Annotated in this window: 19 protein-coding genes, 4 tRNA genes, 1 pseudogene and 1 riboswitch; of the genes and pseudogenes, 13 read left to right on the top strand and 11 right to left on the bottom strand. The window is 58.3% G+C overall.

All coding sequences use genetic code 11. From position 1 onward, the window contains the following. Positions 1-200 precede the first annotated feature (200 nt). The 3 genes and pseudogenes from MOQ67_RS10350 (at position 201) to MOQ67_RS10360 (ending at position 3,696) form a co-directional block, all read left to right on the top strand. A complete protein-coding gene (locus tag MOQ67_RS10350) occupies positions 201-1,613 on the top strand; it encodes an aminotransferase-like domain-containing protein (protein ID WP_198717326.1) in 1,413 nt (470 codons plus the stop codon). Between the two features lie 1,060 nt (positions 1,614-2,673). Beyond that, positions 2,674-2,835 (top strand): annotated as a pseudogene (locus tag MOQ67_RS10355) (HAMP domain-containing protein); the annotation flags it as partial. Positions 2,836-2,853: 18 nt separating this feature from the next. Further along, positions 2,854-3,696, top strand: coding sequence for a methyl-accepting chemotaxis protein (locus MOQ67_RS10360; RefSeq protein WP_372436533.1), 843 nt, complete (start codon positions 2,854-2,856; stop codon positions 3,694-3,696). Positions 3,697-3,735: 39 nt separating this feature from the next. Here the strand turns inward: MOQ67_RS10360 and MOQ67_RS10365 are convergent, their stop codons facing one another. Together MOQ67_RS10365 and MOQ67_RS10370 are read right to left on the bottom strand one after the other, a co-directional pair. Next, positions 3,736-4,548, bottom strand: a complete 813-nt coding sequence (locus MOQ67_RS10365) for an alpha/beta fold hydrolase (protein WP_102618149.1) — start codon at positions 4,546-4,548, stop codon at positions 3,736-3,738. Positions 4,549-4,665: 117 nt separating this feature from the next. Continuing rightward, a complete protein-coding gene (locus MOQ67_RS10370; RefSeq protein WP_026139998.1) occupies positions 4,666-5,436 on the bottom strand; it encodes a hypothetical protein in 771 nt (256 codons plus the stop codon). 357 nt (positions 5,437-5,793) lie between these two features. On the opposite strand from MOQ67_RS10370, the gene MOQ67_RS10375 reads away from it, so the two are divergent. The 4 genes from MOQ67_RS10375 to MOQ67_RS10390 all read left to right on the top strand — a co-directional run bounded on the left by MOQ67_RS10375 (position 5,794) and on the right by MOQ67_RS10390 (position 6,206). Continuing rightward, positions 5,794-5,869, top strand: a tRNA-Glu gene (locus MOQ67_RS10375). Positions 5,870-5,871: 2 nt separating this feature from the next. Beyond that, positions 5,872-5,947 (top strand) — tRNA-Gly (locus MOQ67_RS10380). 104 nt (positions 5,948-6,051) lie between these two features. Beyond that, positions 6,052-6,127 (top strand) — tRNA-Glu (locus tag MOQ67_RS10385). Between the two features lie 3 nt (positions 6,128-6,130). Next, a tRNA-Gly gene (locus MOQ67_RS10390) sits at positions 6,131-6,206 on the top strand. A 122-nt stretch (positions 6,207-6,328) separates the two neighbouring features. Here MOQ67_RS10390 and MOQ67_RS10395 read toward each other — a convergent pair. From MOQ67_RS10395 to MOQ67_RS10410, 4 genes are all read right to left on the bottom strand, one after another. Continuing rightward, positions 6,329-6,646, bottom strand: coding sequence for a TIGR03745 family integrating conjugative element membrane protein (locus MOQ67_RS10395; RefSeq protein ID WP_232925703.1), 318 nt, complete (start codon positions 6,644-6,646; stop codon positions 6,329-6,331). Positions 6,647-6,700: 54 nt separating this feature from the next. Continuing rightward, complete coding sequence (locus MOQ67_RS10400) at positions 6,701-6,934, bottom strand: TIGR03758 family integrating conjugative element protein (RefSeq protein WP_104903613.1); 234 nt, start codon at positions 6,932-6,934, stop codon at positions 6,701-6,703. After that, a complete protein-coding gene (locus MOQ67_RS10405; RefSeq protein ID WP_104903612.1) occupies positions 6,931-7,281 on the bottom strand; it encodes an integrative conjugative element protein, RAQPRD family in 351 nt (116 codons plus the stop codon). The genes MOQ67_RS10400 and MOQ67_RS10405 overlap by 4 nt, the downstream gene beginning before the upstream one ends. A 186-nt stretch (positions 7,282-7,467) precedes the next feature. Further along, positions 7,468-8,070, bottom strand: a complete 603-nt coding sequence (locus MOQ67_RS10410; RefSeq protein ID WP_046482598.1) for a response regulator transcription factor — start codon at positions 8,068-8,070, stop codon at positions 7,468-7,470. Positions 8,071-8,183: 113 nt separating this feature from the next. Here MOQ67_RS10410 and MOQ67_RS10415 point away from each other — a divergent pair, with 113 nt between their 5' ends. Beyond that, positions 8,184-9,812 (top strand): ATP-binding response regulator, encoded by a 1,629-nt coding sequence (locus MOQ67_RS10415; protein WP_017846807.1) that lies wholly within the window; start codon positions 8,184-8,186, stop codon positions 9,810-9,812. A gap of 66 nt (positions 9,813-9,878) precedes the next feature. On the opposite strand, the gene MOQ67_RS10420 is transcribed toward MOQ67_RS10415, so the two are convergent. Further along, positions 9,879-10,166, bottom strand: a complete 288-nt coding sequence (locus tag MOQ67_RS10420; protein WP_046483038.1) for a hypothetical protein — start codon at positions 10,164-10,166, stop codon at positions 9,879-9,881. Between the two features lie 356 nt (positions 10,167-10,522). After that, positions 10,523-10,584: riboswitch (Fluoride riboswitch) on the top strand. 138 nt (positions 10,585-10,722) lie between these two features. On the opposite strand from MOQ67_RS10420, the gene crcB reads away from it, so the two are divergent. From crcB to ppa, 3 genes are read left to right on the top strand one after another with little or no spacing between them, the layout of a single operon-like run. Continuing rightward, entirely contained in the window at positions 10,723-11,106 is a 384-nt protein-coding gene (gene crcB, locus MOQ67_RS10425; protein ID WP_017846809.1) for a fluoride efflux transporter CrcB, read from the top strand. A gap of 10 nt (positions 11,107-11,116) precedes the next feature. Next, positions 11,117-11,470, top strand: a complete 354-nt coding sequence (locus tag MOQ67_RS10430; protein ID WP_017846810.1) for a DUF190 domain-containing protein — start codon at positions 11,117-11,119, stop codon at positions 11,468-11,470. A 2-nt stretch (positions 11,471-11,472) separates the two neighbouring features. Continuing rightward, positions 11,473-12,003: an inorganic diphosphatase gene (gene ppa / locus MOQ67_RS10435; RefSeq protein WP_017846811.1), complete on the top strand. Its 531-nt coding sequence runs from the start codon at positions 11,473-11,475 to the stop codon at positions 12,001-12,003. 281 nt (positions 12,004-12,284) lie between these two features. Here ppa and MOQ67_RS10440 read toward each other — a convergent pair whose 3' ends face one another. Continuing rightward, entirely contained in the window at positions 12,285-15,017 is a 2,733-nt protein-coding gene (locus tag MOQ67_RS10440; RefSeq protein ID WP_198718845.1) for a cation-transporting P-type ATPase, read from the bottom strand. An 886-nt stretch (positions 15,018-15,903) separates the two neighbouring features. Next, the gene (locus MOQ67_RS10445) at positions 15,904-17,526 is read right to left on the bottom strand and encodes an acyl-CoA synthetase (RefSeq protein WP_017846813.1); all 1,623 of its coding nucleotides are present in this window, start codon (positions 17,524-17,526) and stop codon (positions 15,904-15,906) included. A 261-nt stretch (positions 17,527-17,787) separates the two neighbouring features. Between MOQ67_RS10445 and MOQ67_RS10450 the strand changes: the two genes are divergently transcribed. Continuing rightward, positions 17,788-19,287, top strand: a complete 1,500-nt coding sequence (locus MOQ67_RS10450; RefSeq protein WP_104903610.1) for a PAS domain-containing sensor histidine kinase — start codon at positions 17,788-17,790, stop codon at positions 19,285-19,287. A 16-nt stretch (positions 19,288-19,303) separates the two neighbouring features. Further along, positions 19,304-19,939, top strand: coding sequence for a response regulator transcription factor (locus MOQ67_RS10455; RefSeq protein WP_017846815.1), 636 nt, complete (start codon positions 19,304-19,306; stop codon positions 19,937-19,939). Positions 19,940-19,945: 6 nt separating this feature from the next. Here the strand turns inward: MOQ67_RS10455 and MOQ67_RS10460 are convergent, their stop codons facing one another. Together MOQ67_RS10460 and MOQ67_RS10465 are read right to left on the bottom strand one after the other, a co-directional pair. Then, positions 19,946-20,560 carry a TetR/AcrR family transcriptional regulator gene (locus MOQ67_RS10460; RefSeq protein ID WP_017846816.1) on the bottom strand — a complete coding sequence of 205 codons (615 nt, stop codon included), beginning with the start codon at positions 20,558-20,560 and terminating at the stop codon, positions 19,946-19,948. Next, positions 20,553-21,404 (bottom strand): 3-hydroxybutyryl-CoA dehydrogenase, encoded by an 852-nt coding sequence (locus MOQ67_RS10465; protein WP_017846817.1) that lies wholly within the window; start codon positions 21,402-21,404, stop codon positions 20,553-20,555. The genes MOQ67_RS10460 and MOQ67_RS10465 overlap by 8 nt, the downstream gene beginning before the upstream one ends. Positions 21,405-21,499 lie beyond the last annotated feature (95 nt).

Below are 21,499 nucleotides of genomic sequence, written 5' to 3' on the forward strand. Positions count from 1 at the left end.
CTCCAAGCCGCACCTCATTCGAAAAAGTTTGAGGTGCTGTGGGGCGTTTCCATAGCTGGCAAAATGCCGTGATCCAATGTGTATCAGGAGGTAAATAAGTCAATAAAATCAATACTTTAGTTACTGTTGGCGACCGGTTGGAGCGGGCTTCTGTGCTTAACTGTTTTGGGTTGAATAACAGATAGTTAAGTGAGTGGCTCATGGATTTAGGGATCGATCGACAAGCCCTTGTACCGGTGGTGCAGCAAATCGTCAGCGCGGTGGCGGAATGGATTCGCAAGAGCGGGGTCAGCCCCGGTACACGCTTGCCGTCCATCCGCCAACTGGCCCTCGACAACCTGCTCAGCCAGTCCAGCGTGATCGAGGCATTCGAGCGCATGGAGGCCCAGGGCTTGCTGACCTCGAAGCAGGGCTCCGGGTTTGTGGTGGCGCAGCCTCCGGTGGTTCAGGAACGCCACTGGTATGAAGGCGCGGAGCGAGAGTGGGGCGCTTTCACCGACAGCCCGTTGGGCGAGTTGAAACTCGGCTGCGGTTGGCTGCCGGACGCCTGGCGCGAAAGCGATGACATCAGCTACGCGATCCGCGAAGTCAGCCGCATCGATACCGGCGGCCTGTTCAACTACAGCACGCCACTGGGGCTGCCGGCGCTGCGCGAGCAACTGCTCAAGCGCCTGACCCAGATTCACGTGGCCACCAGCCTCGACCGCATTCTCACCACCCATGGCGCCAGCCATGCCCAGGACCTGCTGATCCGCACCTTGCTCAAGGCCGGCGACACGGTGGTTGTGGAAACCCCCGGTTATGGCAACCTCTTTCGTCAGTTGGCCTTCCACGGGGTCACGCTGCTGGAAGTGCCGCGTACCCAGGGCGGCCCGGACGTCCCGGCGCTGGAAGCCCTGCTGCGTGGCCATCGTCCCAAGTGCCTGTTTATCAACAGCCTGTATCACAACCCCACCGGCACCAGCCTGTGCCGCAAGGTGGCCGAGCGTTTGCTGGCGCTGGCGCACAGCGAAGACTTCCTGATCATCGAAGAAGATGTCTACGCCGACCTGCAACACGCCAGTTGCACGCGGCTCTCGGCGCTGCCCCATGATGACCGGGTGATCTATGTCTCGAGTTTTTCCAAGACCCTCAGCAGTGCCCTGCGCGTCGGCTACCTCAGCGCCAGTTCGCCGATCATTGCGCAATTGGTACACCTCAAGACACTCACCGGCATCGGCACCTCGCGTTTTGCCGAAGCGGTGATGGCCACGTTGCTGGCCAACGGCACCTATCGCAAATGGGTGCAGCGCCTGCGCAAACGCCTGAACGCGCAAATGGCCGCGACCTTGCAGGTGCTGGAGGATGAGGAGTGGCAGGTGTTCGCCGTGCCCGCCGGCGGCATGTTTGTCTGGGCGCGGCCTCGCATGGCCGACCGTTCACGCTTGCAGGCGTGTGCGCGGCAACTCGGCGTGTTGATGTCGCCGGGGGCGCTGTTCAGCCCCACGGGTGAACACAGCGAGTGGCAGCGCATCAATGTGGCCTATGCTGCTGATCAGCGGGCCCTGGCGTTGTTCCGCGCCGCGGGGCCCGCCAGATCGACCTCGACCATTCTGAAAACGACGAGTGTGTAGCTTTTTGCCATTATTGTGGCGCCAACGACTTGTGTTCAGGGCCTTGGGGTTGCGAATCTCGCTACTGGGAAACCGGACTTGATGGCATCCGCCATTGCAAGAGGATTCAAGTGCAATGATTTCGGCCGTGCAACGACGTTTCGCCAACCTCGGTATGGCGAAAAAACTGGGTTTGGGCTTCAGCCTGGTGCTGCTGTTGACTGCGTTGGTCGCAGCGATTGGCGTGTGGTCCCTGCAAACCGTTGGCCTGCGTTTCGAGGGCCTCAAGAGCATGTCTTCGCTCAACAGCGGGCTGCTCAAGGTGCGTTTGATCGAGCAGGACTACGCGCTGCACGCCGACCCCAAGTCCGTCGACGCCCTGCATGAGCAAGTCGACGCCTTGGCCGCCCTGGCCGCCAGCCTCAAGGCCGAGTCTGCGACCAACGTGCCGCTGATGACCGAGGTCGAACAGGCCCTGGCGGCTTACCGCAAGGCGTTCGATGAGTTCGTCGAACTGACCCAGACCAAGGACCTGGCACTGGAAATGGCCAGTTGGTCGGTGTCCAGCGTGGCCAATAACCTCGATGTGTTGCAGGCCGGCCTGGCCGACGATGGCGCCTATGGCCTCAAGGAAAGCCAGGGCAAGGAGGGCGCCGAGTTTATCGAGCAGGCGGGGCAGGTCAGCCAGGTTTCGCGGTTGATGCTGCAAGCCATGAACGAGGCCCATGTGCGCCTCGATCAGAGCCGCAAAGGGCAGGAAGACAGCGCCGAACAAGGCAAGATCGAACAGGCGGAGCAGGCGCTGGCCCAGGTCGAGTTACTGAAGACCTCGGTCAAGGACGCCGGTTACCAGACGGTGCTCAATGAGGTCGGCGGGCATATCGCTGCGTTCAATGAAAAGCTCGGCGAATACACCGGCCTGCTGGCCCAGGAAAAAGTGGTCTACAAACAATTGCATGATCGCGCCGATCAAGTGGTCAGCCGCGTCGACCAGGCGTATGCCGCCGAAGATCAGTCGATGCAGGCGCAGTTGAAGAAAAGCGCGCTGCTGATCATCGGCTCCTCGGCCCTGGCGCTGTTGATGGGCTTGATTGCGGCCTGGGTGATTACCCGGTTGATCGTCGCGCCGCTGCGCCGGGTGATCGCGGTGGCCCAGCAGATCGCAGCCGGCGATTTGAGTGGGCGCATGGACGTCAGCCGCCGCGATGAAATCGGCCAGTTGATGCAGGCGATGCAACAGATGGGCAGCGGCTTGAGCGATATGGTCAGCAGGCTGCAAGCGGGCATCGAGCAATTGGCCAGTTCGGCGCATTCGCTGTCCAGCGTCACCGAGCAGACCAACATCGAGGTCAGCAGCCAGAAGGAAGAAACCGAGCAGGTCGCCACGGCGATGAACCAGATGACCGCCACGGTCCACGATGTGGCGCGCAACGCCGAAGAGGCCGCACAGGCTGCGCAGACCGCCGATGACAAAGTCGACAGCGGCCAGCAGGTGGTGCGCCAGAGTTTGCAGCGCATCGAACAGCTGGCCACGTCCAGCACCAGCGCGAGCGCCAGCATCGACAGCCTCAGCAGCGAAATCCAGAACATCGGCAGCGTGTTGAGCGTGATCAAAAGCGTGGCCGAACAGACCAACCTGCTGGCGCTCAACGCAGCCATCGAGGCCGCGCGCGCCGGTGAGCAAGGCCGTGGTTTTGCGGTGGTGGCCGATGAGGTGCGGGCGCTGGCCAAGCGCACCCAGCAATCGACCGAGGAGATCGAGCGCCTGGTCGGCACCTTGCGCAGCTCGGCGCAAGCGTCGGTGCAGCAGATCCAGCAGAGCGGCGAGTTGGTGAAGCTGGCCGTCAGCGATGCGCTGGAAACCGAAAGCGCGCTGGGCAGCATCGCGGTCGCGGTGTCATTGATCCAACAAATGAATCAGCAGATTGCCGCAGCGGCCGAGCAACAGAGTTCGGTGGCCGAAGAGATCAACCGCAGCGTCACCAGCATTCGCGCGAGTGCCGATCAATCGGCGTTGAGCATGCAAGGCAATGCCGCGTCGAGTATTGCGCTGGCGCGGTTGGGCGCGGAACTCAAGGGCATGGTGGGGCACTTCCGCCTTTGATCGCCGCCGCCGGGCCGCGATCAAAGGGCCGGGGCGCGATCAGGCGTGGTTGGCGAGGAAGGTCAGCAGCGCTTCATTGACGAAGTCCGGGTTCTCACGGCTGGAGATATGCCCGGCGTCGGGAATCAGGCTCAGGCCGCAGCCGATCAGGCTGGCCATCTGCTCGGACTCGGCGGGTGGGCGAGGCGTGTCCTGTTCGCCGCACAGCACCAGGGTGGTGTCGGCGTCCAGGCGTGACAACTGCTCCAGCACATCTGCGCGGCTGAAGATCAGCCGGCCCAGGGGCACGATGCTGTCCAGCAGGCGCGCCGTGGGGTAGCCCTGCAATACTTTGCGGAAATCCTGGTACAGCGCCGATGCGTGGTCGATGCCCGGGCGGAAAAAGATCGGCGCGACCACATCCAGCAGCGGCTCGGGGATGGCGCCGGCGTCTTCGATCATCTTGAACAGCGAAAAGTAGTGCTGGCGCGTGGCCTCGGGCTCGGCGCCGAGGTAGGTGTCCATCAGCACCAGGCTGTTGACCCGCTCGGGTGCCAGCAGGGCCAGGCGTGCGCCCCACATGCCGCCGACCGACAAACCCACCAGATTGACCTGGGCAATCTGCAACTGGTCGAGCAGTGCCAGGGCCTGGCGCGCCAGGTCGTCCAGGGAGCGCGTGTGCGCCGGCAGCGGCCCGGACTCGCCGTGGCCCCACAGTTCGGGGACGATCACGCGGTATTGCTGCGACAGCGCTTCGATCTGCGGTGCCCACATGGCGCGGTCCCACAGGTAACTCGAACCCAGCAGGACGACCGGGCCGCGGCCCTGGTCAACATAGTGCAGCGGTTGTCCATCAATCACGGCGACAGGCATAGCGGGCCTCTAACTTCACGGAGTGAGGGGGACTTTTGTACGCGAGTCGACGGCGAGGGGATAGATGCTAAATGATGGCATGTGGCGAGGAGCGCTCGCCACATGGGGTGGGGGAGGTCAGTCGTAGATGACTTTTTTCTTCCACTCGGCGTCGGTGTCGGCGACTTTCAGGCCTTCGGTCAGTTCGTTGACTTCATCTTCCGCCGGTTTGCTGTTGGTCAGCACCGTGGAGTTGGCGCGCGCCAATTGACTCTCCAGCAATTGCAGTTGCTCTCTGTAGATCGCCGGCTCAGGCTGTTTGCGCAGGTACTGCACGCCGCGCTCGAAGGCCAGGCGCGCCTGGCCCGGCTGGTCCTGTTGCAGGGCATGCTGGCCGAGGTTGTTAAAGAACTCGATGTGCAGCAGGACCAGGATGTGGCGAATCTCCCTGATCCAGTGCTTGGCTTCATTGGCCGGCAGAAAACCGTCCTGGGCCGCGCGGGTGACCTGGCCGTGCAGGGCTTCGAGCAGGAAGCGCACGTCCTTGGCCTTGGCTTCGGTTTGGATCGGGCCGGGCGGGTTGTTGACCGGGATCGATTCGCCCTGGGCCACCAGCGCATTCAGTTCGGCGATCCGCGCCTTGAGCGGTGCGCTGGACTTGTTGAGGTGCAGCAAGCGCTGGTTGACGTTGAGTTCCAGGCGGGTCAGCAGCAGCTTGAGTGCCGGAGTCATCAACTGGCCGGGGAAGGTCTCGGTGATTTCACCACAGCGACGCAGCCGGTCATTAAGCTCGATCACGGTGCGTTGCTTTTCCAGTTTGTTGTTTTCCACCACATGGTTCATATAGCCAATGGCGATCAGTATTACGATCCCGGCTATTACCAGCAGGGTGATCATGAGTGGTGTCACCGGTGCGACCTCTTTATAGGGTTTGCTGTGGAGTGTAGTGACTGAGACATCTGCCGGATAGGACTGTTCGACCAGTTGCCCAGGTAGTTTCTTCTATATACGTAAGCATTCCCTGCGTAGATGCACAATGCCATCAGTTGCTGAGCGAACTATAGCGTCTTGTCGGGCGCCAGAATATAGGCGTCAAGGCACGGACGCGCAGAATGCCCGCACGGGTCTGGAAACGGGGGCGAAGTCATTGATTTAAATAAATTTATCCTGGGGGGTTGACGACCTTTCAATCCATCCATAGAATGCGCGCCACTTGCAGCGTAAAGCACACAGCGAAACGCGGCAGGGAGTGAATGTTGTACGTGTGTCCCCTTCGTCTAGTGGCCTAGGACACCGCCCTTTCACGGCGGTAACAGGGGTTCGAGTCCCCTAGGGGACGCCAATGCGGGAATAGCTCAGTTGGTAGAGCACGACCTTGCCAAGGTCGGGGTCGCGAGTTCGAGTCTCGTTTCCCGCTCCATTTTTAAGCAGTGTGGCCTTCGGGCGGCATTGAGTGAAACCAGGACCAAGTCTTCGGACGAGGCCTCTGGGCACTGAAATACACACCATGTGTTTCAGTAGCGTGTCCCCTTCGTCTAGTGGCCTAGGACACCGCCCTTTCACGGCGGTAACAGGGGTTCGAGTCCCCTAGGGGACGCCATTTGCGGGAATAGCTCAGTTGGTAGAGCACGACCTTGCCAAGGTCGGGGTCGCGAGTTCGAGTCTCGTTTCCCGCTCCAATTTTTGATTCGCAGTGTCTATCGGACCTGGGAATCAGCGAAAAAAAGACGCTTCGGCGTCTTTTTTCGTTTCCGGTGATCTGTCGAAAACCACCGGTATCCGGACTTTTTTAGTCCAGAAATCACGAGATCCCGGTGGCCTTGGTCAGTAACCAGATGCCCACCACCAGCAAGATCGCACCGACTGCGACGGTCAACCCAAACTGGCCCCAGGTCGCGCGCCCGGTGTGGATCTCCGAATAGCGCGTGTAGGCGTGATAGCAGACCCCGATAAGCATTGAGGCCACCACCAACAGGGCGATCAGCAGGATGATGTCGTCGCTGTAGTTCTGCAGGGTTTGCAGAATGCCGCTGCCGACACCGCGGGACGGATCCTCCAGCGTGGGCAGACGGCCCTGCGCAACGGCCAATGCCGGAGCGCCCATCAGCAGCACCAGCATCCGGCTACGAAGACCATATGAAAAATGATGGTTCATCACGGCAGCTCCCTCGGATCAGGACAGAAGAAAAAACGTCAACACCAGGTACAGCGCGACAAAACGCATGACCACCCCGACAACCTGCCACGAGCCCAGACGCTGTTCGGCCCAACCGGTGTAGGCGGTACGAATTGCCCAGGCGCCCCACAGCAACAGCACGGCAAACACCCCCGACAGCAACAAGGTCGCCATCCGCGCGGGCGTAAATCCGCCGTGGGCCTGGAAGGCGGCCTGTTGGGCGGCAGTCATGGCGAGGGCTCCTGCTCGTCGCGGTAGTCACCGAGCATCGGCGTTGGGGCGCGTGGCTGGGCGCGCTGTGGAGTCAGGTAGTCCTGAACTCCAGCACGTACTCGCTGGAGGTCTTCACGTAGGCGTGGGTAGTCGAAGTGGTAGCGATCCCGAACTTGTGTGGGCTGAGCTGATAGGTCTTCGACATGGCGATTGATTTGGTCCAGTTGACGGGTCAGCAGGGCCAGTTGCTCGCGTTCAAAAGCGTGTTCAGATGCCATGACCGGAGCGGCACTGCTGCTGATGCCGATGATCAGGGCAACCATCCCGGAGCGTAGCAAGCTGAATGTGGGGGCTACCCTATCCATCGAATCAGACCTCGTGAGTACGAATGGCCTGATGGTGCGACGGCTGCTCAATGCTCGCCTCAATCAATGGGGATTGGCTCGTCACCGCTTTACGGCAGGGCATTGGGGAAACATCTGACGGAGTTATCCGAAATTGAGACGAAAGAAGATGTCTAGTTTGAATCTGGTGTATTTTTAATCTGCCCTTCAACCGATTCCCGAATACTTCGCCACTGCCGCTGCCCGTGATGGCACGTTCAAGCAACGTAACAGCGACGCCACATGAATACGCACTGTAAAGGGAGATATCTGTAATTCCGTTGCGATTTCTTTATTGGTCTTGCCTTTTGCGATCAGGTGCAATACTTCATGCTGGCGGGCTGTGAGAGCAGTGGTCTGCAACGGCAGCAGGCCCGATGGCGAAAACTTGACGAGAACATCGCCTTCTCTGATAGCCAGTAGTGCCTGTCCGATCTCGTCCGGGGCGATGTTTTTGCCGATAAATCCGTCGATACCTAACGCCATAATCTGTTCGATCAACGATGGATCATCGACCATTGACACCACGATTAACGTGGTGCGCCGCAACTGCTGTCTCAGCTCACTCAAGTGACTCATGCAGGTCAAGCCTGGAAAACGCAAGTCGAGAATCAGCGTGTCAACTTCCTCGCCTGTTTTGATCAGCGCCTTTACAGTCTCAAAGTCACCGGCTTGCTCCACCGTTGCCTCGGGAAGTAGTCGCTGGACAGTGCGCAACATGCCCTCGCGAAACATAGGATGATCGTCGGCAATAATGATTCTGCATGGCATATCGTGCTCTACCCTGAGTCAGTTTTCTTTTAGGGACCGCTGTAGCGCCGCGCCGGTTGATTGCGTGTAGCACCTATCATTTTTACATCGGTTATACCGTAAGGATGTTTCCCATGACGTTCGAGAAGAACACCGAACTTGACCAGGCCAATTTACGCGTCATTGTGTCTGCCTGCGCCATTGGATATATCAGTATGCTGGGCTTTTTGCCCGGGCATAGGGTGGATGCTTATTTGCCCATAATCCTTTATTACTTAGTGTTTCTGTTGGCTTCCATAGGCTTTCGCTTTGTCATTGCTCATTGGCCTGGGCACTACCCGGCACGGCGAATATTGGGGATGGTTCACGATTACACCGGGACCTCATTCGGTCTGGTAGTCGGCGCAGAAGCTGCGTTACCGCTTTATGCGGTGATGGTCTGGGTCAACCTGGGCAACGGTATGCGCTATGGTTCGCGCTACCTTGCAATTGCGACTGGGTTGGCGTTACTGGCATTGTTGATTGTCTACTGGTTGACGCCTTCGTGGCAGGCGCAGCCATTCATGGTGCTGATGCTGATGATCACCAGCACGGTGATACCGGTTTATGCCCACCTCTTGTTGGAACGTACTCGTAAAGCTTCGGAAGAAGCCGTTGCCGCTAACCTGGAGAAATCGCGGTTCCTGGCCCAGGCCAGCCATGACTTACGCCAACCGATCCATTCTATTGGTCTATTCACCGCATGCCTGCGCGAAGCATGCTTGGGCGATGAAGAGCGACGTTTGGTGGACAGTATCGACCGCTCGCTACTCAATGTATCGCAACTCTTTCGCTCGATTCTCGATCTCTACACGTTGGACAATAGCCGTGTGCTACCCAAGTATCAGACCTTGCACCTGGGGGACTTCCTGGCCGATCTTGTGCGCCAGAATGTCGAGGCTGCGCGCTGGGCGGGTGTTGAGTTGCATCTGCGGCCTTCCTCCCATTGGGTCCGGGCAGACCCTGCACTTCTCACAACGATGGTTCAAAATATACTTTCCAATTGCTTCAAATACGGTGCCCAGCGGCCTGTACTGATCGGTGTGCGTAAGTGCGGTGATGGGCTTGCGATCGTGGTTCACGATCAGGGGCAGGGGATTGAAAAGGAACACCTGCCAAAAGTATTCGAAGAGTTTTATCGCGTCCGTCGTGAGCGAGACAAGGACGTTGAAGGTGTCGGACTGGGCCTTTCCATCGTCAGGCGTCTGGGGCAGTTGATGGCTCTTGACGTTGCTATCCGCTCGCGGTTGGGTCATGGGACATCAGTCTGCTTGTCTGGTTTCCCCCTCGCGACGCCGCCACGAAACCTCAGCCTTCAGGAAGACGTTCACCAGGCAGGGCTGTTGACAGGATTGAAAGTCTGTCTGGTGGAGGATGATCACAACGTGTTACTGGCCACTCAGGCGCTGCTGCAGCGTTGGGGGTGTACGGTACAAGCGGAATTGACTGGGCTGAACCTCTCCAGTGATTGTGATGTCATCATCGCTGACTATGACTTGGGCAACCACGCCACTGGCATCGAGTGCATAGACCATCTACGCCAACAGCGTGGTTGGGCGGTGCCGGCGTTGATTCTCAGCGGGCATGATATAGAGACGATCCAGCAGCAGTTGCGGGAACGTCAGATCGCCATCCTTTCCAAACCCGTCCGCCCAACCGAGTTGCGGGCTACATTGAGAGAGCTCGGTCAGAAACCACTGAATGCACGAACTACTGAACAGTAGGTCTCGCCAGTCGAGTTCTCTTCTTGTTGGGGGGAGGGGGGCGGCCAAGGAGGGATGTTTACGTAATTATTGTTTGGTGCACTGGGCGCCTAGCCCCATGCCCATGGAGCCGAGGGCAACCCCAGGGCCGCTCGGGAGTTCACATGCGTATTCCCCGGTGGAGGTTTTAGCTGTGAAGTAGGTGGTGTTGAAATCACTTCGTACGTTTGAGATGTTGGTAATTGGCTTGCCGATAGTATTTTGTGCTCGACTCTTAAGATCGTTCTCTGTTGGCTTGATGACCTGGCAGCCGGTTAGACCGACAACCAAAGTGGCGAGTACAGTGAGGGCAGTAACTGTGTAAGACAACTTCATATGAACCTTCTTATATATATGTTGAGTGTTTCGAGGGTTTCCCGGCAGCGGCCGGTCCTTTATTTGCAGTATTGAAAGCCGCAGGGCAGTCCTGTAGGCCGACTTGCAAAGCGTTTCAATGTTGTTAAGCCAGGTCCACAACACGCGGTTGCTTCCGAGTCGGACCGGTTTGAATGCTGGAAAAGGTTAGTGTTAAGCGAAGGTGGTGGCAATTAGGGCGAATGGGCTAATGGCTATTTGCTATCCGAGTAAACTGCGGCAGCTCTAATTCACTCTGTTGTAGAAGCTCTTGGTTTAGATCTATCTCGCGGACCGCATGCAGCTGCTCTTGATGTCATTGGCGCTGATGCTATAGGATCAAAACAGGAGATGGCATTCCTCCTTTAACCGCCTTCGTGCTAATGATGCCTACGTGAACCCTGGACAGGGGACGTAGGTGCGTCTCCCTGTCCTCCAATCTAGGACAGGCTATGATCTTACCCTTCAAGTTTCCCTTTTCTTTCAGCGCGAGCCGCTTGCCATTTAGTCCACTCAGGTCTGATGAGGAGGACTCTCCATGCTGAAGTCATTAATCGTCATTGCCGTGGGTGCTTCACTTGGAGCCTGGTTGCGTTGGCTATTGGGGATGAAGCTGAATGCCCTATTCCCTACGATTCCTCCAGGCACTGTGGTCGCGAACATGGTTGGGGGTTACATCATCGGTTTGGCCATAGCCTTCTTGGCCGCATCTCCTACCCTTAGTCCAGAGTGGCGTCTTCTGATCATCACGGGTTTCTGTGGCGGGCTTACCACCTTTTCTACATTTTCAGCCGAAACGGTTGCCTTGATTCAGGAAGGCAGGCTGCTCTGGGCGCTCGGCTCAATTTCATTGCACGTCTTAGGTTCGTTGGCGATGACCGCTGCCGGGCTTCTGTCCTACCAAATGATTGGTACTCGCTGAGGAGATAGAAATGAAAGGCTATATGGTCGTTTTCTTCACCCAACAAAACCGTCGTTATCAGGGAAAAATGCTAGGCGAATGGATAGTCGACGTGGCTAAAGAAATGGGGTTACGCGGCGCCACGCTCTGCACTGGAATCGAAGGGTTTGGGCACACCGGGAAACTGCATTCATCACATTTTTTTGAGCTGGCGGATCAACCCACGGAGATTCGCTTGGCAATCACGGAAGATGAGGCCGAACGATTGTTCAAACGACTGGACTCTGAGGAAATATCGGTGTTTTTCACGAAGACGCCAATCGAGATGGGCACTCTTGGAAAAACGCCTTCCCGTTCAGCCCCTTCCACAACTTCGGAGCTATGAACATGAGCTACGCGGACATCCCAGCAGGGAACGCCATTCCCGATGACTTCTTCACCGTTATCGAGATTCCTGCAAACCACTTGCCGATCAAGTATGAGGTGGACAAGCCAAGCGGACAGATCTTCGTTGACCGCTTCCTGAGTACGCCGATGTTCTATCCTGCCAACTATGGGTTCATTCCAAATACGTTGAGCGATGACGGCGATCCTTTGGACGTTCTGGTGATTTGCCCTTACCCGGTATCGCCTGGTGTTGTCATTCGTAGTCGCCCGGTTGGTGTGATGTACATGACGGACGAGGCCGGAGCTGATGCCAAAGTGATCGCTGTGCCTCATGACAAACTGAGTTCTATGTACAGCGACGTGAAAGAGTGTTCAGACCTTCCCGCGCTACTACTCGCACAGATTCAGCATTTCTTCGAAAACTACAAAACATTGGAACCGGGTAAGTGGGTGAAGATGGGCCGTTGGGGAAGCGCAGATGAGGCGCGGGAAGAGATTCGCAAGTCGGTAGCTGCGTATACCCCCAAGTAGGTTTCACTCCAGATTGAATTCATCAGCCGGGAGTAGGAACTGAGGGGCAAGTGATTTGCCTCTCAGTCGTTCGGAACATCAAATGTCGAGGGAACCACACGCATGGAAAAGTGGATGGCTTATGTTGCGCATGACTCAACTCAATCAAAGCCTTTCCAGAGCATCCCCTTTGATCACCCACTTATGGGGTCGTGCTATCAAGTATTTTATGCATTTTCTAAATCCTCTTTCAGTGGCATGAAGATGCTTGGCGTTAGGGGATTGCCAGCTTGCAATCAGTTTTACTCGGACAGGCGGATTCGAATCTGTTTTTCAATCTCGATGATCGCAAAGAGCGCAACACCAACGCCGATGATCAGGAGGCCATCAAGGAAGGGGATCGCTTCTGTGGCAAACACTTTTTGCAGAGGTGGCGCGTAGGTAATGGCGAACTGGGCCAAGGTCACCACTGCGACGATCATCCACACGACCTTGGTGCCACGAATGCCCTTCCAGGAAAGCGATGTGCTGTAGAGATTACGAATGAAGAACAGATGGAATATTTCCATCACCACTAGTGTATTCACCGCGATGGTTCGGGCCAACTCCACGGAGTAGCCACGGTCGAGCGCATACGAAAAAATGCCGTAAACACCACAGAGGAACAGAATAGAAACAAGCACCATATGCCAAACCAACGCACCGCTTATGAGTGGCTCCTTGCGCGAACGAGGTGGTCTGCGCATGGTGTTCTCTTCGGTGGGCTCGAATGCCAATGCGATGCCGAGCGTTACTGCGGTTATGAGATTAATCCATAGAATCTGTATCGCCGTGACCGGCAGTGTAAGACCGAGCAGCAGGGCCACAATGATAGTCATGGTCTCCCCCGCGTTGGTCGGCAGCGTCCAGCTCAGCACTTTCTTGATGTTATCGTAGACTGTCCGCCCTTCGCGCACTGCCGCCACGATGGATGCGAAGTTGTCGTCGGCCAGCACCAGGTCTGCGGCTTCCTTGGCGGCTTCACTGCCTTTTCCCCCCATGGCGATACCCGCATCGGCACGCTTCAGCGCGGGTGCATCGTTCACGCCATCGCCGGTCATGGCCACTGTCATGCCATTGGATTGCAGCAGCATTACCAGCCTGAGCTTATGTTCAGGGCTGGTGCGCGCAAAAATATTGACGTGCTTTACCGCCTCCTTCAGAGCGGCATCGTTCATGGCGTCTAGGTCTACGCCGGTCAACACACTGTCGGGATTTTGCAGGCCAATCTGCCGACCGATAGCGGCTGCGGTACCGCCGTGATCGCCAGTGATCATTTTTACGACAATGCCTGCTGCTTGGCATTGTTGAACTGCTTTTATCGTCTCGGGTCTAGGCGGGTCAATCAGTCCGACCATGCCCAGCAGGGTTAACCTTCCTTGTACGTCGCCAAACTCCAACACGGTGTGCTCGGGAGGAACTGATCTAACTGCAAATGCCAATACACGTTGCCCCTTGGCAGCAATGGCGTTTGCCTGTTCGTGCCAGTAGTCCGCATTGAGCGGTTCAGTCCCGCCAGCGTTTACGAGCTGCTGTGTGCTCATGGCCAGTATTTGCTCTGGCGCGCCCTTCACATAGATAGAGGCATGTCGATCATGGTTGTGATGCAGGGTCGCCATGAAGCGGTGTTTCGCGTCAAACGGAATGGCATCGGTGCGGGGCCAGGCCTGATGATCTTCATCGCTATCAATACCGGTCTTTCCGGAAAATGCCAGCAAGGCCCCCTCCATCGGGTCACCCTCTACCTTCCATAAATCGTCATGCAGGCGCAGCACCGCATCGTTGCACAGGCCAGCTGCTCGCCCCAGTTCTGCCAACGCAGGGTGAGTCGATATGTCGACTGGCTGATCTGAAAGACTGATGCTTCCCGCTGGCTGATAACCAGCGCCCTCGACCGTGAAGATGAGATCGCTCGTGACGACCGATGCCACCATCATTTCGTTGCGGGTGAGTGTCCCGGTCTTGTCAGTACAGATGACGGATACCGAGCCGAGCGTCTCGATGGCAGGCAGGCGACGCACGATGGCGTTGCGGCGAGCCATTGCCCGAACGCCGACAGCCAGCGTGATGGTAAGGACGGCGGGCAGCCCTTCAGGTATCGCCGCTACCGACATCCCCACCACGACCATGAAGATCTCGGTGAACTCGTAGTGCCCAACATAATGGCCAAACACGAGCAAAAGGCCGCCGACTAACAAGATCAATATCGTCAGCCAACGGGCAAACACGTTCATTTGCTGCACCAGCGGGGTGGTCAGCGTTTCTACACCTGCAAGTAGAGTGCTGATGCGTCCGATTTCAGCTGCTGCTGCGGTCGCTACGACAACCCCTGTTGCTTGCCCGCAAGTTACGAGGGTGCCGCTGAATGCCATGCATGTACGATCACCCAGGGCGGCTTCAAGCCCCACAGGTTCGGTATGTTTTTCTACTGGTATGGATTCACCGGTAAGAATGGCTTCTTGAATCTGTAGTCTGTTTGCGTGCAGCAGACGTAAATCAGCAGGGACTTTGTCTCCCGCCTCCAGCAATACGATATCGCCCGGTACCAGTTCCTCACCCACAACACTTAAGCGTTCGCCTGCGCGAATCACGGCGGCGTGCGGTGCCAGCATCTGCCGGATAGCATCCATGGCTTTTTCCGCTTTGCCTTCCTGGACGTAGCCAATGATTGCGTTTGCAATGACCACAGCCAGAATCACTACCGTATCCCACAGATGTTGCAGCATCGCGGTAATCGCAGCGGATCCTAGAAGCACATAAATCAGAATGTTGTGAAATTGCAGCATGAATCGCAGCCACGCGGGTCGCCGTGCTGCTTCTGGCAAACGATTGAAACCAGTGCGGTCAAGCCGGGCTTGAACTTCGGCGGCCTCCAGCCCGACACGCTCATTAACCTCAAGCAGGTTCGTCACCTCCTTTGCAGGCAAGGAGTGCCAGGCCACAGAATACGGGGAGATTGGTGTTTGCTCAGCTGCTGCATCGACCACCTGCGTCATCAATAATCATCTCCTGTGCACACAGCTCGACTGAAACGGGCTGAGGTGGTCATGAGCGAGCGTAATAGTTTCCGCTCTTACATTCTATCTTTCATCTAACTGACAGGAACTATAGATGTAACGCAAACAACAGGTTGGCAATCATTGATATAAATCAAATTATTAGTGCCAAGTAGTGTATCAAAATGTTTTGCTGGAAAATTTTGATTTTCAGATTTTCATATAGTGGTGCAGGCACCCAAACATAGCTCGTAGCAAAAACGGATAAATATAAATACTACTGCTGATTTTTGCAAAAACTCAGTTTGTTCAGTATATGGCATGCAGCTTCTGCAATATTTATATTTTGCTTTGTTAAACCTCGCATATTGGTGCGCCCAATTTAAGTCCAGCCATCGGCTAGGACTATTTAGTCGTCACTAATGTCAGGCAAATGGCTCGGAGCGGGGACTGGGTGGTCGTTCGCGGAATCACCTCCGCCTTGGCCCTTGATACACCCCAAAAACAATTCCAGAATTGAGTCTTTTACTATTTAAGGGGGGAAATAGAACCCTTAAATTTCAATGGGTCGGACACCAGATGCGAGTCTCGTTTCCCGCTCCAATTTTTGATTCGCAGTGTCCATCGGGCCTGGGAGTCAGCGAAAAAAAGACGCTTCGGCGTCTTTTTTCGTTTCTGCGATAAATCAAATATTGCATCTGCTGAGGGTGGCTTGATCGCTTCGGGCTATCCGACACACCTCAACCGCGCCTGCACAAAAAACAATGCCCTCCATAGAGGAGAGCATCGGTTTGAGGTTGGCTGCATCAATCCCGTCAGCTAGCGTCCATGCCGTTCAATCGGACACGAGCGTGTGCGCGCAGCGTTCGGGCTTGATGGAAACGGCCTAGAGCTTTTTCGCCATGTCGCGCAGCATGAACTTCTGGATCTTGCCTGTCGACGTCTTCGGCAGCTGTGTGAACACCACCGTGCGTGGCACCTTGAAGCCCGCCAGGTGTTCGCGACAGAAGCTGATGATGTCGGCTTCGCGGACGTTCTGGTGGTCGGCCTTGAGGGTGACGAAGGCGCACGGCGTTTCACCCCATTTTTCATCGGGGCGGGCGACGACCGCGGCTTCGAGGATTGCCGGGTGGCGGTACAGCACCCCTTCGAGTTCGATGGTGGAGATGTTCTCGCCGCCGGAGATGATGATGTCCTTGAGCCGGTCGCGGATTTCGACATAGCCGTCAGGATGGGTCACCGCCAGGTCGCCGGTGTGGAACCAGCCGCCTTCGAACGCTTCGGCGGTTGCCGTCGGGTTCTTCAGATAGCCTTTCATCACCGTGTTGCCCCGCATGAAAATCTCACCGATGGTGTGGCCATCGTGGGGGGTGGGTTCGAGGGTTTTCGGGTCGGCGACCATCACGCCTTCCAGGGTCGGGTAGCGCACACCCTGGCGCGCCTTGATCTGGGCGCGTTCTTCCAGGGGCAGCTCATCCCATTCCGAGTGCCAGGCGCACAGGGTCACCGGGCCGTACACTTCGGTCAGGCCGTAGACGTGGATTACCTTGATGCCCATTTCTTCCACAGCGCCGATGACCTTGGCGGGTGGCGCCGCGCCGGCGACCATCGCGTTCACCGGGTGGTCGATGGCAGCCTTGGCCGAGTCGGGCATGTTCACCAGGGCGTTGAGCACGATTGGCGCGCCACACAAGTGGGTGACCTGATGCTCGCGGATCAGGTTGAGGATTCTCTGTGGGTCGACGCGGCGCAGGAACACATGGACCCCGGCCAAGGCCGTGATGATCCATGGGTAGCACCAACCGTTGCAGTGGAACATCGGCAGCGTCCACAGGTACACCGGGTGGTTGCCGATCGCCCAGATCATTTGGTTGCCCAGGGAGTTCAGGTAGGCCCCGCGGTGGTGGTAGACCACACCCTTGGGGTTGCCGGTCGTGCCCGAGGTGTAGTTCAGCGAGATGGCTTGCCATTCGTCTGCAGGCCACTGCCAGGCGAAATCCGGATCGCCTTCGGCGAGAAACGCCTCGTAGTCCAGGTCGCTGACCGGCTGGCCTTCGCCGTATTCCGGGTCGTCGACATCGATGACCAGCGGCGGATGGTCAAGCATGCCGATGGCCGCGTGCACCACATCGTGGAACTCACGGTCGGCGATCAGTACCTTGGCTTCGCCATGCGCGAGCATGAAGGCAATGGCCTCGGCATCCAGGCGCACGTTGAGGGCATTGAGTACCGCGCCAATCATCGGCACGCCAAAATGCGCTTCGAGCATGGCCGGGATGTTGGGCAGCATGACGGCCACGGTGTCGTTTTTGCCGATCCCGCGACCGGCCAGGGCCGAGGCCAGGCGCCGGCAACGGCTGTAGGTTTGCGCCCACGTGGCGCGTATTGATCCGTGGATCACGGCAGGGTAATCGGGATAAACGCTGGCAGTGCGTTCAATGAAGCTTAAAGGCGAAAGAGCAATGTGATTAACGCTGGTCGGCTCGAGGCCTTGGTCGAAAATGGACATGGTGCGGATACCCGGTGGCTGATTATTAGCTCTATTGTTCGAGACGCTGGTAACGGCAGTTAAGCTGACGGTGCCGGCCTTGAGGCTTTATCGTTGGCACGCCGGTCCCTGCGGGAAAAGCCCAATGACTTCTCCGGCGGCTTTTATATACTGTCCGCGCAGATATATGGAAGTACTACCTGTGTTGTATAGTATATGTACTATATCTTGATGAAACGCTTCCGCTAACCTCGACGTTCCCCTCCCTGTATAGGCTCTATGATGATCGGCAACTCCGTGCGCTTGACAGGCGGTTCGCCGCTGCTCAGGCATGACCCGCAGCCGAGTCTGCTGCTCGATGCCCAGGCTCGGCCGCTGGAGTTCAACGCGGCGCTGCTGGCGTTGCTTGAGCAGTTGTCCCCGGTCGATTGTATGAGCCTGTTGCCGATCAATTGCTTGCCGCTGGTGCAGGCGTGCCTGGGGCAGCAGCGGGCGATCGAAAACGTCGAGGCACAGTTCGCCGAGCGCATTCTGGTGTGGACGTTCATTCCCGACCCGGGTGAAAACCGCGTGCTGGCGCGCTGCCGTGAAGCCAGCGCGCAGATTGTCGCCGAGCGCGAATCCACCAAGGCGCGGCGCCTGTATCGGCTGATCATCGAAAACACCACCGACCTGATTTCCCGGCACACCCCGGATGGCGCTTTTCTCGACGCTTCACCGGCTTCCTGGGCCTTGCTGGGCTATTGGCCGGGGGAATTGCGCGGGACTCGGGCACAGCGCCTGTTCCATCGGCAGGGCTTGGCGGGGTTGGTGCGGCGCGCCCGGGAGGGCCTGGAGCAGGACGGTTATTACACCATGACCTATCGCATCCGCCATCGCCAGGGCCATTACCTGTGGTTCGAAACCGCCTGCCGGGCGATCCGCGAGACCTACACCGGCGCGGTGGTGGAGGTGGTCAGCGTGTCCCGCGACATCACTGCCAGGGTCCAGGCCGAGGAAACCACCCTGACCGAACGCGAGCTGCGCGAGGCCCAGCAACGCCATCATCAGGACGAACTGGCGCACACCGCGCGCGTGGTGACCCTGGGTGAACTGGCATCGGGTATCGCCCATGAAATGAATCAGCCGTTGGCGGCGGTGGTCAATTACGCCAACGCCAGCCAGCGTTATCTGGCCGCGATGGGCAGCGATTCGCCGGCGGCCGAACGGGTGGCTCAAGGCCTGGAACGGATTTCGGTGCATGCCAATCACGCCGCGCAAGTGATCAAGCGCTTGCGTGCGTTTCTGCGCAAGGGGCGCCGCCGCATGGAGGCGCTGAACCCCGGCGAGGTCGCCCGCGAAGCGGTGCGCCTGTGTGCCTGGGAGGCCAGCGATTGTCAGGTGACGATCGAGGATCGCCTGCCGGATAATCTGCCGCTGATTTACGCCGACCGGGTGTTGCTGGAACAGGTGCTGCTGAACCTGCTGCGCAATGCCATCGAGGCGAATCGCGAAGCCCATCCCGGCCAGCCCTCGCTCATTGTCATGAGTGCCTTGGCGCAGCGTGACGGGTGGGTGCAGATCGACGTGAGCGATCAGGGCCCCGGTGTCTCGCCGGCGCAGTTGGAACAGATATTCACGCCGTTCTATACCAGCAAGGTCAATGGCCTGGGCCTGGGCTTGTCCATGAGCCGCAGCATTATCGAAGGCTTCGGTGGCGAGTTGCAGGCCGAACCGATGCCGGTCGGGCTGCAAATGTGCTGCCGCTTGCCCACCCTCGCGCAGAGCGGCGCTCCACAATAAGAAGAGGAATCAAGCGATGGTGAGCGTGACGGAACAGGTGGTGTATGTGGTGGATGACGACCAGGGGATGCTCGACTCGACCGTCTGGTTGCTGGAGTCGGTGGGCCTCAAGGCGCTGCCGTTTACCAGTGGCCGCGAGTTTCTCGACGCCTGCGACAGCCGCCTCAACGCCTGTGTGCTGCTGGATGTGCGCATGCCGGGCATGGGCGGCCTGAATGTTCAGGAGCACATGCGCAGCCGTGATTTGCACCTGCCGGTGATTTTCGTCAGCGGCCACGCCGATGTGCCGATTGTGGTCCGCGCGTTCAAGGCCGGGGCGCATGACTTTATCGAGAAGCCCTACAACGAACAGTTACTGCTGGACAGTGTCCTGCAGGCCCTGAGCAAGGCCGATCATCGCCAGAGCCTCGGTGAAGGGCCGGCGCGGGTACAGGCGCGGCTGCAGCAACTCACGCCACGCGAGCGCGATGTATTGCTGCCGTTGGTGCAGGGTTATACCAACCGCGAAATCGCCGAGCAGTTGGGCGTCAGCGTCAAGACCATCGATCTGTATCGCGCGCGGGTCATGAAGCGCATGGCGGCCAGCCATTTGCCGGAGCTGGTGGGGATGGCGATTGCCGCCGGCCTGGTGGACCCCCTGCAATTGCGCTGATAGGCCTCAGGCCACGGCAATCTGCAGACTCGGCCGGTCGCTGGCCCTTGTTGCCAGCACGCGCTCGATGGCGCCGGTCAGCAGGTTTTCCAGTAACTCGGTGCGTTCGGCATCATCCAGCGCCTGCCCGGCCAGCCAGCTCGGCGCATTGTTCAGCAGCGTGGCGATCGCGTGGCCGGCCGCTTGCAGGGCGTGGACACTCAGCCGCCGCGGTCGCCCGAGCATTTGCAGCAGTCGGCGCTCGTATTGTTCGCGCAACTGCCGGACCCGCAGTTGCTGGTCTTCCGTGAGGCAGCCGCAATCACGCTCCACCAGGCGGAAGTGCCATGGCATCTCTCGATGCAAATTCAGGTGGGCGTGGATCAGCCGTTGCAGGTTGTCCTGGCGTGAGCGCGGCCGTTGCTCGACGCGCCCCAGGGTGGTCAGCAGTTCTTCGTAGAACTCTTCGATCCAATCCAGCAGCAGGTGCTGCTTGCTGGGGTAGTGGTGGTACAGCGAGCCTGGGGTCAACCCCAGGCTGCTGGCCAGCTCGCGCATGCCGACTTGACCGAAGCCTTTACTGGCGAGCAACTCCAGGGCCTTGTTGCGGTGTTCGCACAAGCGCGAGCGATACTCAGCCATAGGTATGGAAGCCGCGCCCGGTCTTGCGCCCCAGGTAACCGGCGGCCACCATTTCCTTGAGCAGCGGCGCGCTGCGGTATTTGCTGTCCTGGAAGCCCTCGTAGAACGCTTCGAGGATCGCCAGCAAGGTGTCCAGGCCGATCAGGTCGGCCAGGGCCAGCGGGCCGATCGGCTGGTTGCAGCCCAGGCACATGCCGGCGTCGATGTCTTCGGCGCTGGCCAGGCCTTCCTGGAACACCAGGATCGCTTCGTTGATCATCGGCACCAGAATCCGGTTGACCACGAAACCCGGGCGGTTGCCGGCGGTGATCGCAGTCTTGCCCAGGTGCTGCGCCAGCTCGATGGCCTGGGCGTGGGTCGTGTCGCTGGTCTGCAGGCCACGGATCACTTCGATCAGGCCCATCACCGGCACCGGGTTGAAAAAATGCAGGCCGATAAAGCGCTCGGGGGCGTTAACCCCGGCCGCCAGTTCGGTGATGGACAGCGAAGACGTATTGGAGGCAATCACGCATTGCTCATCGACGTGAGCGGCGATCTGTTGCAGCACGCGTCGCTTCAGTTCGAGGTTTTCCGTGGCGGCCTCGATGACCCATTGGGCATTCGCCAGGCTGGCGTAGTCGGTGCTGGTGCGGATCTTGCCCAGCGCCGTATGCTTCTGGGGTTCGCTGAGGATGCCCTTGCTGACTTGGCGATCGAGGTTCTTGCCCACGGTGGCCAGGGCTTTTTCCAGGGCGCCGGCGGAAATGTCCAGCAAGGTCACGTTGATGCCGGCCACGGCGCAGATCTGGGCGATGCCGTTACCCATGGTGCCCGCGCCGATCACGCCGATATTCTGCAGATTCATCGTCAGTCTCTCTTCAATTGTGCGCTGCCGTCGCACGGCAGACATGCCTTGCAATACGGTCCATTGGGCGAGAGTCTAGGGCCCGACAATGTGGC

It is taken from the genome of Pseudomonas sp. LY-1 (assembly GCF_053502595.1).

Coding starts and splice junctions, on each gene's coding strand:
- MOQ67_RS10350 (WP_198717326.1), top strand. CDS start 201: ATGGATTTAGGGATCGATCGACAAGCCCTTGTACCGGTGGTGCAGCAA.
- MOQ67_RS10360 (WP_372436533.1), top strand. CDS start 2,854: ATGGTCAGCAGGCTGCAAGCGGGCATCGAGCAATTGGCCAGTTCGGCG.
- MOQ67_RS10365 (WP_102618149.1), bottom strand. CDS start 4,548: ATGCCTGTCGCCGTGATTGATGGACAACCGCTGCACTATGTTGACCAG.
- MOQ67_RS10395 (WP_232925703.1), bottom strand. CDS start 6,646: ATGCTGGTGCTGCTGATGGGCGCTCCGGCATTGGCCGTTGCGCAGGGC.
- MOQ67_RS10400 (WP_104903613.1), bottom strand. CDS start 6,934: ATGACTGCCGCCCAACAGGCCGCCTTCCAGGCCCACGGCGGATTTACG.
- MOQ67_RS10405 (WP_104903612.1), bottom strand. CDS start 7,281: ATGGATAGGGTAGCCCCCACATTCAGCTTGCTACGCTCCGGGATGGTT.
- MOQ67_RS10410 (WP_046482598.1), bottom strand. CDS start 8,070: ATGCCATGCAGAATCATTATTGCCGACGATCATCCTATGTTTCGCGAG.
- MOQ67_RS10415 (WP_017846807.1), top strand. CDS start 8,184: ATGACGTTCGAGAAGAACACCGAACTTGACCAGGCCAATTTACGCGTC.
- MOQ67_RS10420 (WP_046483038.1), bottom strand. CDS start 10,166: ATGAAGTTGTCTTACACAGTTACTGCCCTCACTGTACTCGCCACTTTG.
- crcB (WP_017846809.1), top strand. CDS start 10,723: ATGCTGAAGTCATTAATCGTCATTGCCGTGGGTGCTTCACTTGGAGCC.
- MOQ67_RS10430 (WP_017846810.1), top strand. CDS start 11,117: ATGAAAGGCTATATGGTCGTTTTCTTCACCCAACAAAACCGTCGTTAT.
- ppa (WP_017846811.1), top strand. CDS start 11,473: ATGAGCTACGCGGACATCCCAGCAGGGAACGCCATTCCCGATGACTTC.
- MOQ67_RS10440 (WP_198718845.1), bottom strand. CDS start 15,017: ATGACGCAGGTGGTCGATGCAGCAGCTGAGCAAACACCAATCTCCCCG.
- MOQ67_RS10445 (WP_017846813.1), bottom strand. CDS start 17,526: ATGTCCATTTTCGACCAAGGCCTCGAGCCGACCAGCGTTAATCACATT.
- MOQ67_RS10450 (WP_104903610.1), top strand. CDS start 17,788: ATGATCGGCAACTCCGTGCGCTTGACAGGCGGTTCGCCGCTGCTCAGG.
- MOQ67_RS10455 (WP_017846815.1), top strand. CDS start 19,304: ATGGTGAGCGTGACGGAACAGGTGGTGTATGTGGTGGATGACGACCAG.
- MOQ67_RS10460 (WP_017846816.1), bottom strand. CDS start 20,560: ATGGCTGAGTATCGCTCGCGCTTGTGCGAACACCGCAACAAGGCCCTG.
- MOQ67_RS10465 (WP_017846817.1), bottom strand. CDS start 21,404: ATGAATCTGCAGAATATCGGCGTGATCGGCGCGGGCACCATGGGTAAC.